Origin of the sequence: Methanobrevibacter sp. (genome assembly GCF_045611865.1) — an archaeon.
Lineage (GTDB): Archaea > Methanobacteriota > Methanobacteria > Methanobacteriales > Methanobacteriaceae > Methanocatella.
The window spans coordinates 22,199-30,825 of sequence record NZ_JAZKXX010000066.1 but is presented as its reverse complement, the minus strand read 5'-3'; the positions used below and the strand labels follow the sequence as shown (position 1 = coordinate 30,825).

The 8,627-nt window shown below is 33.9% G+C and carries 10 protein-coding genes; 6 read left to right on the top strand and 4 right to left on the bottom strand.

Annotation, left to right across the window (positions count from 1 at the left end; all coding sequences use genetic code 11):
* Both ACKI32_RS07825 and ACKI32_RS07820 read right to left on the bottom strand, forming a co-directional pair.
* The coding region (locus ACKI32_RS07825) for a HEAT repeat domain-containing protein (protein WP_407415165.1) at window positions 1-725 on the bottom strand (725 nt) is incomplete at its 3' end.
* 72 nt (window positions 726-797) lie between these two features.
* On the bottom strand, window positions 798-1,568 hold the full coding sequence (locus ACKI32_RS07820) for an SDR family NAD(P)-dependent oxidoreductase (RefSeq protein ID WP_407415163.1): 771 nt from the start codon (window positions 1,566-1,568) through the stop codon (window positions 798-800).
* A gap of 263 nt (window positions 1,569-1,831) precedes the next feature.
* On the opposite strand from ACKI32_RS07820, the gene ACKI32_RS07815 reads away from it, so the two are divergent.
* From ACKI32_RS07815 to ACKI32_RS07800, 4 genes are read left to right on the top strand one after another with little or no spacing between them, the layout of a single operon-like run.
* Entirely contained in the window at window positions 1,832-4,429 is a 2,598-nt protein-coding gene (locus ACKI32_RS07815) for an ATP-dependent helicase (protein ID WP_407415161.1), read from the top strand.
* Window positions 4,430-4,438: 9 nt separating this feature from the next.
* Window positions 4,439-4,900 carry a flavodoxin family protein gene (locus ACKI32_RS07810; RefSeq protein WP_407415159.1) on the top strand — a complete coding sequence of 154 codons (462 nt, stop codon included), beginning with the start codon at window positions 4,439-4,441 and terminating at the stop codon, window positions 4,898-4,900.
* Between the two features lie 20 nt (window positions 4,901-4,920).
* Window positions 4,921-5,289: a DUF5518 domain-containing protein gene (locus ACKI32_RS07805; RefSeq protein WP_407415157.1), complete on the top strand. Its 369-nt coding sequence runs from the start codon at window positions 4,921-4,923 to the stop codon at window positions 5,287-5,289.
* Window positions 5,290-5,307: 18 nt separating this feature from the next.
* Window positions 5,308-5,712 (top strand): hypothetical protein, encoded by a 405-nt coding sequence (locus ACKI32_RS07800; protein ID WP_407415155.1) that lies wholly within the window; start codon window positions 5,308-5,310, stop codon window positions 5,710-5,712.
* A gap of 5 nt (window positions 5,713-5,717) precedes the next feature.
* On the opposite strand, the gene ACKI32_RS07795 is transcribed toward ACKI32_RS07800, so the two are convergent.
* The gene (locus tag ACKI32_RS07795) at window positions 5,718-6,809 is read right to left on the bottom strand and encodes a formate--phosphoribosylaminoimidazolecarboxamide ligase (RefSeq protein WP_407415153.1); all 1,092 of its coding nucleotides are present in this window, start codon (window positions 6,807-6,809) and stop codon (window positions 5,718-5,720) included.
* A gap of 110 nt (window positions 6,810-6,919) precedes the next feature.
* On the opposite strand from ACKI32_RS07795, the gene ACKI32_RS07790 reads away from it, so the two are divergent.
* Together ACKI32_RS07790 and ACKI32_RS07785 are read left to right on the top strand one after the other, a co-directional pair.
* Window positions 6,920-7,459 carry a metallophosphoesterase gene (locus tag ACKI32_RS07790; RefSeq protein ID WP_407415151.1) on the top strand — a complete coding sequence of 180 codons (540 nt, stop codon included), beginning with the start codon at window positions 6,920-6,922 and terminating at the stop codon, window positions 7,457-7,459.
* A 1-nt stretch (window position 7,460) separates the two neighbouring features.
* Complete coding sequence (locus ACKI32_RS07785) at window positions 7,461-8,093, top strand: RlmE family RNA methyltransferase (protein ID WP_407415149.1); 633 nt, start codon at window positions 7,461-7,463, stop codon at window positions 8,091-8,093.
* Here ACKI32_RS07785 and ACKI32_RS07780 read toward each other — a convergent pair whose 3' ends face one another.
* On the bottom strand, window positions 8,094-8,513 hold the full coding sequence (locus tag ACKI32_RS07780; RefSeq protein ID WP_407415147.1) for a hypothetical protein: 420 nt from the start codon (window positions 8,511-8,513) through the stop codon (window positions 8,094-8,096).
* Between the last annotated feature and the right edge of the window lie 114 nt (window positions 8,514-8,627).

Below are 8,627 nucleotides of genomic sequence, written 5' to 3'. Positions count from 1 at the left end.
CTGTAAAGAACACATAATCTTTTATATGGAGCATCTTTTGGCTGTTTTGCTTCAACATATCTTTCATACTCTTTAATAGCCTTTTGCAAGTTAGTTTTTTCCATTTCTTTTATTGTGCTCATTGGAATAACTTTGACTATGGCTTCACCAGATGCTTTAGCTTTTTTTCTTTTTTCTGCCTTTTTAATGGCCTTATTACAGGACTTCTTAAAGTCCTTATCATCCTCGGTTTTTCTTATATCCTTGATTAACTTGATTGACTCATCAGTTGCAAGATCCCCTAATGCCTGAATGGCAGCTAGTTTTACACCCCAATCCTCATCTTCAAGGCATTTTGCAATTGCATCCAATTCATCGACTGCATTAAGTTCACCCAAAGCACGTACAGCAACTTTTCTAACACCAAAATCTTCATCATCGATTGCTTCAACAAAATATGGAATAACTTTGCTGTCTTCGGTTTCCTTAAGTGCAAATGCTAAAAATCTTTTGTCTTTACCTTCGGCATTTTTAAATTCTTCAATTAATTTATCAACAGCCACTTCACCCATATTCCCTAAAATTTCAGCCGCTTTGAATCTGACTTGTGCATTTTCATCAGTAGTGGCCTTGATTAATGGTTCAATAGCTTCTTCATCAGTAATACCAACTAATGACTCAATAGCTTCCTTCCTAACGCTAACGTCATCACTTGATAAATTGTCAATAGCTTCATTAAAAGTCATAATAATAAGTTAGTTTTTAAGAATATATAAATTTAAAAAAAATAAGGAAAAATAAGAGAAAAATTCTCTTATTTAAATTGCTGTCCATCCACCATCTACACAGATTAATTGGCCGGTACAGTATGAAGATGCATCAGAAGCTAAGTAAATAGCTAAACCATCTAATTCACCAGGTTCACCTAAACGGCCAGCTGGACAGTATGCTACGATAAGATCCATGAATCCATCTAAATCAATGGTATCTTGTGTCAATTCAGTTGCAAATACAGCAGGACCAATTGCATTTACAGTAATGTTATATTTAGCCCATTCTACAGCTAAATTTTTGGTTAAGTTCATTACACCACCTTTAGCTGAGGAGTATGCACTAATACCTCCACCAGGGAAGATAACTCTTGAGTGGATTGAACCAATGTTGATGATTTTACCATATTCTTGTTCAATCATGTATTTTCCAACTTCAGCACACATGTAGTAAACACCACTTAAATCTATTTTGATGTGGTGGTCCCATTCTTCAGTAGTTTGGTCCATTACAGGTTTATTGTTACCCATACCAGCAGCATTTACTAAAATATCGATTCTTCCATAATGATCAATTACTTTTTTAACTGATTCTGCAATGTTTTCTACATCAGCCACATCAGTTACAGCATACATTACTTCGGTTCCGAATTTTTCTTCTATTTCAGCAACGTTTTCTTGTAATCTTTCTTCTCTTCTAGCGAATAATGCTAATTTTGCGCCTTGGCTTGCATATGCTTGAGCAATTTGCCAACCTAAACCTGAGGAAGCACCAGTAACTAGTGCAACTTTGTCTTTAATATCAAAATAGTTTTTCATTTTTTATACCACCTTAGGCATTAGCCTATGTTTAAATATATTAAAAAATAAACTATTTAACTATTTTTATATGATTTTGTAATAGATATTCAGAATATATTATAAAAATTATATGATATTCAGAAACAATAATTTAATTGATTAAAATATCAATATAAATTTTTTGAAATGTACAAAAAATCATGCAAAAAATTATACTCAAAAATATAAAAACTATAAAAATCAATAAAATATTACAATACTATGAAAAATGAGGGGCAAAAATGATTGAGGAGCAAACTAAAAGCTATTCCAAAAAACAAATATACAAAATATTACATCCCTGGGTAATGCAATGGTTTGACTCACAGTTCGATGATTTTACCCCCTCTCAGAAAAAATCAATCATTGACATTCACAAAAAGAACAACATCCTCATCTCATCACCTACAGGATCAGGTAAAACATTGACAGCATTTTTATCCGTATTAAGTGACTTGACAGCACTTGCTGAAAAAGACCAACTAGAAGACAAGGTTTATTGCATTTATATTTCACCACTAAAAGCATTGGACAATGATATTGAAAAGAATTTGGATGAACCACTAGATGGGATTGAAAAAATCGCCGGTAAGGAGCTTGGAATTAGAAAAGCCGTAAGAACCGGCGATACCTCACAATATCAAAGGCAAAAAATGCTTAAAAAACCACCACATATCCTGATTACAACACCCGAAACATTATCCATTTTACTTGTTGCACCAAAGTTTAGAGAAAAGTTAAGTGGCGTCAAATATGTTATTGTTGATGAAATACATTCTCTTGCTGAAAACAAAAGAGGTGTTCATTTAAGCCTATCTTTAGAGAGATTGCAACATTTAATCGGCCAATATACAAGAATTGGGCTTTCAGCAACAGTCAGCCCCCTTGAAGAAGTTGCAATGTTCCTGGTGGGTTATGAATATGGGGTCGGGAGAAATTGTAAAATAGTCGATGTAAACTATCTAAAAGAGCTTGATATAGAAGTAATGTCACCAGTAAGTGATATTGTACTTGCAGATGAAGAAGACACCAAATTGGGAATGTACGATCTACTGGATGATTTAATCCAAGAAAATAAAACAACATTGATATTTACAAATACCCGTAGCGGAACTGAACGCTTTGTTTACAATCTAAAGAAAATGTATCCTATGCATTATAATGATGGAAATATAATGGCCCACCACTCTTCACTTTCAAAAGAAGTCAGACTAGAAACTGAAAACAAATTAAAAGAAGGAAAACTCAAAGCAGTTGTATCTTCAACATCTCTGGAACTTGGAATCGATATAGGATACATTGATTTAGTCGTTTTGATAAACTCACCAAAATCTGTTGCAAGAGCCCTTCAAAGGATTGGTAGGAGTGGTCACAAACTACATGAAAAATCAAAAGGAAGAATAATTGTAACAAACCGTGACGATTTGGTGGAATGTTCAGTTTTGCTTAAAAATGCAAAAGAAGGAAAAATTGATAAAATCAGAATACCTACAAACTGCCTTGATGTTTTGGCTCAACATATCTACGGAATGAGCATTGAAAATCCATGGGATATTGACTATGCATATGATGTAATTCAAAAGAGTTATTGCTACAAAGACCTTACAAGAGACGATTATGAAGATGTTTTAAGTTATATGGCTGGAGAATATCCGGAACTCGAAGAGAGATATGTTTATGCTAAAATTTGGATTGACTATAAAGAGAATACATTTGGAAAACGTGGAAAACTAGCTAGAATGCTTTATTCAACAAACATCGGAACAATACCTGATTCATCAGGTGTTTTAGTCAAATGTGATGGTGAAACTGTAGGTAAAATTGAAGAATCATTTATGGAAAGATTGAAAAAAGGAGATACCTTTGTTTTGGGTGGTAGAACCTATAGATTCAATTATGGAAAAGGAATGACGATAAACGTAACCCCTGCAAGTGGACCTCCAACAATTCCTTCATGGTTTTCACAACAGCTCCCATTGTCTTTTGATCTTGCAATGGATATTCAAAGATTCAGAGCCCATATGAACTCAAAATTCCAGTATAGAAGAAGCAAAGAAGAAATAATGGAATTCATTCATGATTACTTGTATGTTGATGATTTTGCAGCCAATTCAATTTATGAATACTTTGTCGAACAATTCAAGTATGCTAAAATCCCAAGTAACCAATTACTCTTAATTGAATACTACAAAGGTTTTGGCGGCAGGAAATTTGTTATTTTCCATTCACTGTTTGGGCGAAAAGTCAATGATGCGCTCTCAAGGGCTACAGCATACATCGTTGCACAGAAATACAACACCAATGTAACAATATCAATTTCCGACAATGGATTTTATTTAAGTTCTGACGGAGCCATTGGAGGATTGGAATCATTTAAGGAACTTACTCCCGAAAACTTTGAGCAAATATTGACCAATGCATTGAATAAGACAGAAACATTAGCTTCAAGATTTAGACATTGTGCCGGAAGGTCACTCATGACCCTTAGAAGATATAAAGGAGAGTCAAAATCTGTTGGTCGCCAACAGGTCCGTGGAAAAATACTGCTTAAATTCGTTCAAGACATGGATGATAATTTTTCCATCCTAAAAGAGGCGAGAAGAGAAGCTATGGAAGATTACATGGATATAAAAAATGCTCTGAAAGTCATTGAGATGGTTGATAGAGAAGAAATGGCAATTAAAACAATCGATACCGTAATCCCAAGCCCATTTGCATTTAACCTAGTTTCACAGGGCTATCTTGATGTTTTAAACCAAAATGACAAAGGTGAGTTTACCAGAAGAATGCATCAGGCAATTTTAAATCAGATAAAAGACAAATTAAAAGACATATACTGAGTGATATTTATGAAAACATTAATTGTATATTATTCTAGAACACAAACTACTAAAAGAATAGCTGAAATGATTCAAAAAGAATTGGACTGCGATATTGAAGAAATAACTGATGGTAACAAGTATAACGGAAAACTTGGATTCATGAAAGGTGGAATGAATGCGACAATGGGTAGAGCAAGCGATATTGATCCAATTACCAAAAATCCATCAGATTATGATTTAGTAATAATTGGAACCCCAGTCTGGTCTTCAAATATGGTTCCTGCAATTCACACTTATCTTCTCAAATACAATGATCAAATCAAAAATATGGCATCATTTTGCACATGCATGGGTGGAGGATATGACAAGGCATTGGACAAAATAGCAGAAGTTTCAGGAAAAACTCAACTTTCAACAATGTTTTTAACTTCAAAGGAAATTGAAAATCCTCAGGAAAAAATAAAAACATTTATTACTAAAATCGAATAATCTTATAAAAAGGTGATATTATGACTAAATGGAGCGCAGTTTTTGTTGGTTTCATTCTAGCAGTTATAGTAAAATCATTCTTTGCACATTATGAAATCATAGGATTATTAATTGTAGGATTTATAACAGGTTATATTGCTCATGAAGGAACTATGGGCGGACTTTGGAATGCTGCTGTTGCAGGCGCACTAGGTACAATCGTTGCAGGTATTTTATTTATTTTAGTCGCAACATTCGGCGGAAGTTTTCTCGGCATTTTCGGAGGCTTAACCGGATTTACAGTTTCAGGAATTACAAGTCTAACAGCAATAGCCATGGATTTAATCTACTATGCAATCGTTATGGGAATTACTGGAGCTATAGGTGGTACAATAGCTTCAAAAGAATAAGTTAATGGAGATTACATAATGGAATTTATAGATAACATAGATGTAAAAGCTTTGGTATTTGGAGCAGCAATAGCTGCAGCATTTATCATATTTGGATACTTGTATTGGGATTGGTTTTATCCATTCTCAGCAATCGGACTTTTATATGCAGGATATGCTCAAAAAGATATTATAAGCGGAACTCTTATTGGAGCATTTGCAGCAACTCCAATTGTTGCACTAACATTTCAAGGATATTTAGGACATTTTAGTGGATTTTTTGTAACTGAAACTGGAATGCTTACAGTAGTTATTATAATTCTTCTTGTCGGTGCTTTTGTTGGTCTTGTTGGTGCATGGGCTAAAAGAAGTCGTGTTAAAGCAAAAGAAGAATACGAAAAAAAGCAAAAAATTGGTAAAAACAAAAATAAAAATAAAAAATAATAACACTATGTTATTATTTTTTCTAATTCATCTCTTTCTATACCGTTTTTAATTTCAAGTGCGATTCTTCTACCCATACTCATTGGTTTACCATATGTTAGGTAGGAGTAAGGAGAACCGTCCATGAATGTGTTAGTTCCACCGTCAGTTCTAGCACTGATTTCAAAACAGATTACTTCTAAATTATCATTTACTAATGTTTGCATACAGAATGGACCATTTAATCCTGGCGCAACTAATTTTTTAGCACTTTCAGTTAATTTATCTGCAATATCGAATACTTGTGGAAGTAATGATTCACGAATTACAGCAGGGTGGTTACCAGTAACAACATAGGAAGGACTTAAATCAATGTCTAATTGGTCTTTTGCAGGCATTCTTACAAATCCATCAATACTTGACTCATATCTTGTATCCATACCCATTAATTCAACTTTATCATCTAGAGCAGAGTAGAAATAGTGTATACAGTAATTACATCCGGAAACATATTCTTCAATGTGTGCAGCTTCCACATCACTGTCGTCTAACCATCCACGTGCTTTCATAGCTTCAATTTTTGCATCAAATTCTTCAGTGGATGAAGCAACAAAGTAACCTCTTCCACCTCTTGCACCTGGGAATTTGACCATTACAGGCCTGTCGATTTCAGAAGGATCATTGTATTTGAAAGGTATTCTTACATCACCTTCAACGAGTAATGCCCTTTCTTTGTCTCTTTCTGCTTCCCATCTAAGTACATCTCTGTTTCCAAACATAGGGACATTAAATTTATCTTCAACATTATCAAGACCAGCATATGCAACAAAAGAACCATGAGGAACAACAATTGCATTCATAGCTCTGAGTTTTTCTTGAACTTCTTCATTTACGATGTCTTTAAATTCATCGACAATGATATATTCATCAGCAACATCAAATCTTTGGTATGGAACTTCCCTTCCCTTTTCACACACTATAGCTGTTCTAAATCCTTCTTCTTTAGCACCTTGCAAGATATGTAAAGAAGTATGGCTTCCAAGAGTGGCTATTGTGATTTCGCTTTTGTCATAACCGGCCAAGATATTTAAAATGTCTTCCTTTTTAACTTCTCCCATTTTATCTTCTCCTTAAAAGAATGATATATATAAATATATTTTTAACAATTAATAAACTTTTATGAATAATTTTAAAAAGGATTATCCACATATAATTGAATTAATAAGGAATGAAAAAAATGTTAATTGGCTTGATTTCAGATACTCATATCCCAGATAGAGCAAGGATACTGCCTCAAAATGTAATTGATGCTTTTAGTGATGTTGATTTGATACTTCATGCAGGTGACTTGACCTCACCCAAAGTGCTTGATGAACTAGAACAAATCGCACCGACAATGGCCGTTCAGGGAAATATGGATAGAGTTAATGGAATTGACCTACCAAAAGCCAAAATTATTGAAGCAGAAGGTTTAAAAATTGGCGTGATACATGGAGAAGTTTATCCCAGAGCAGATAGTGACCAATTATTATATCTGGCAAAAGAATTGAATGTTGATATTTTAGTTTCAGGCCATTCCCATCAGCCAAAAATAGAGCAAAAAGATGGAGTATTGTTGCTTAATCCTGGAAGCCCTATTGTTCCAAGGCTTGCTGATAGAACTGTAATGATACTTGAAGTTAATGATAAAGCAGTTGATGTGGAAATTGTTAAAATTGGCTCACCAGTATGCAGTGCACTTGATTTTGACCAATATAAGAGGGATTAAAATGGGAAGCAGATGGCAAGTAGAAAAACATAATGACCCCTATTACAAGAAAGCTAAAAAAGAAGAATACCGTTCAAGAGCATCATATAAACTCAAACAACTTGACAAGAAATATAAACTAATAAAAGAAGGAAACACCGTTGTTGACCTTGGAGCAGCCCCTGGTGGATGGTCTCAAGTAGCCTTGGAAAAAGTTGGTGAAGAAGGAATTGTAGTTGGCGTTGACCTAAACAGATTTAAAAAATTCCATGAGGAAAACTATTATGGAATCCGAGGAGATTTCACAACCCCCGAGGTCCAAGAAAAGATAATGGGCATCATCGGAGGGAAAGCTAAGGTCGTAATGTCTGATGCATCACCATCACTTTCAGGAATTAAAAATATTGACCAGCTTAGATCAATTGATTTGGTTTATGCTGTTATTGGAATAGCCGAGAACATCCTAGAACCAAAAGGAAACCTTATTATGAAAGTATTCCAAGGTCCAGAATATAAAGAAATGCTGGATTCACTTAAAGGCAAGTTCAGACATGTAAGAACAACAAAACCCGCATCATCACGTAAAAAAAGTTCTGAAATGTATGTTGTAGGCCTTGAGTATATGCCTCACAAAAAAAATAGAAAGAAAAAATAGTTATAAATTGTTATATGCTTCATTAGCTACTTTGAGTTTTTCTTTTGCAAAATCAATACGGCTATCAACTTCATTAGATGGTTTGCCTGCATCAAGAGCACTTTGAACATTTTCAATTGCCGATTCTGCCCGAGTCAACTCCAGTTTAGCATCATTGAACTCTTTAATCTGGTCAGAGCCACTAGCATAATATGTTGATTTTACACTATCAAACTTCATTGCCAAGTCATCATAAGCTGATTTGAGCTCAGCAAGTTCGTCATATTGAGTACCAGATGATATTTCATTTGTAATACCTGATGAAACAATACTATAACCAACATAAGCCACTACAATGATTGTTGAAATTACCATAATAATTCCAAGAATAGAAATTAACATTGAAGTGGATTTGAATAAGCTAAGTCTAGATTTTCTCATATTAACCTCATTTATAAAAATTTATTAGTATTATTTTATTAATTTAAGTATATAATTTTTACCCATCAATTGCAAAATAAAAGATTTTTTAAATAATGAAAAATTAATAGTATT

What these genes read in the sequence shown, in the direction of transcription:
- ACKI32_RS07820 (WP_407415163.1), bottom strand. Translation starts at nt 1,568, where the DNA reads ATGAAAAACTATTTTGATATTAAAGACAAAGTTGCACTAGTTACTGGT.
- ACKI32_RS07815 (WP_407415161.1), top strand. Translation starts at nt 1,832, where the DNA reads ATGATTGAGGAGCAAACTAAAAGCTATTCCAAAAAACAAATATACAAA.
- ACKI32_RS07810 (WP_407415159.1), top strand. Translation starts at nt 4,439, where the DNA reads ATGAAAACATTAATTGTATATTATTCTAGAACACAAACTACTAAAAGA.
- ACKI32_RS07805 (WP_407415157.1), top strand. Translation starts at nt 4,921, where the DNA reads ATGACTAAATGGAGCGCAGTTTTTGTTGGTTTCATTCTAGCAGTTATA.
- ACKI32_RS07800 (WP_407415155.1), top strand. Translation starts at nt 5,308, where the DNA reads ATGGAATTTATAGATAACATAGATGTAAAAGCTTTGGTATTTGGAGCA.
- ACKI32_RS07795 (WP_407415153.1), bottom strand. Translation starts at nt 6,809, where the DNA reads ATGGGAGAAGTTAAAAAGGAAGACATTTTAAATATCTTGGCCGGTTAT.
- ACKI32_RS07790 (WP_407415151.1), top strand. Translation starts at nt 6,920, where the DNA reads ATGAAAAAAATGTTAATTGGCTTGATTTCAGATACTCATATCCCAGAT.
- ACKI32_RS07785 (WP_407415149.1), top strand. Translation starts at nt 7,461, where the DNA reads ATGGGAAGCAGATGGCAAGTAGAAAAACATAATGACCCCTATTACAAG.
- ACKI32_RS07780 (WP_407415147.1), bottom strand. Translation starts at nt 8,513, where the DNA reads ATGAGAAAATCTAGACTTAGCTTATTCAAATCCACTTCAATGTTAATT.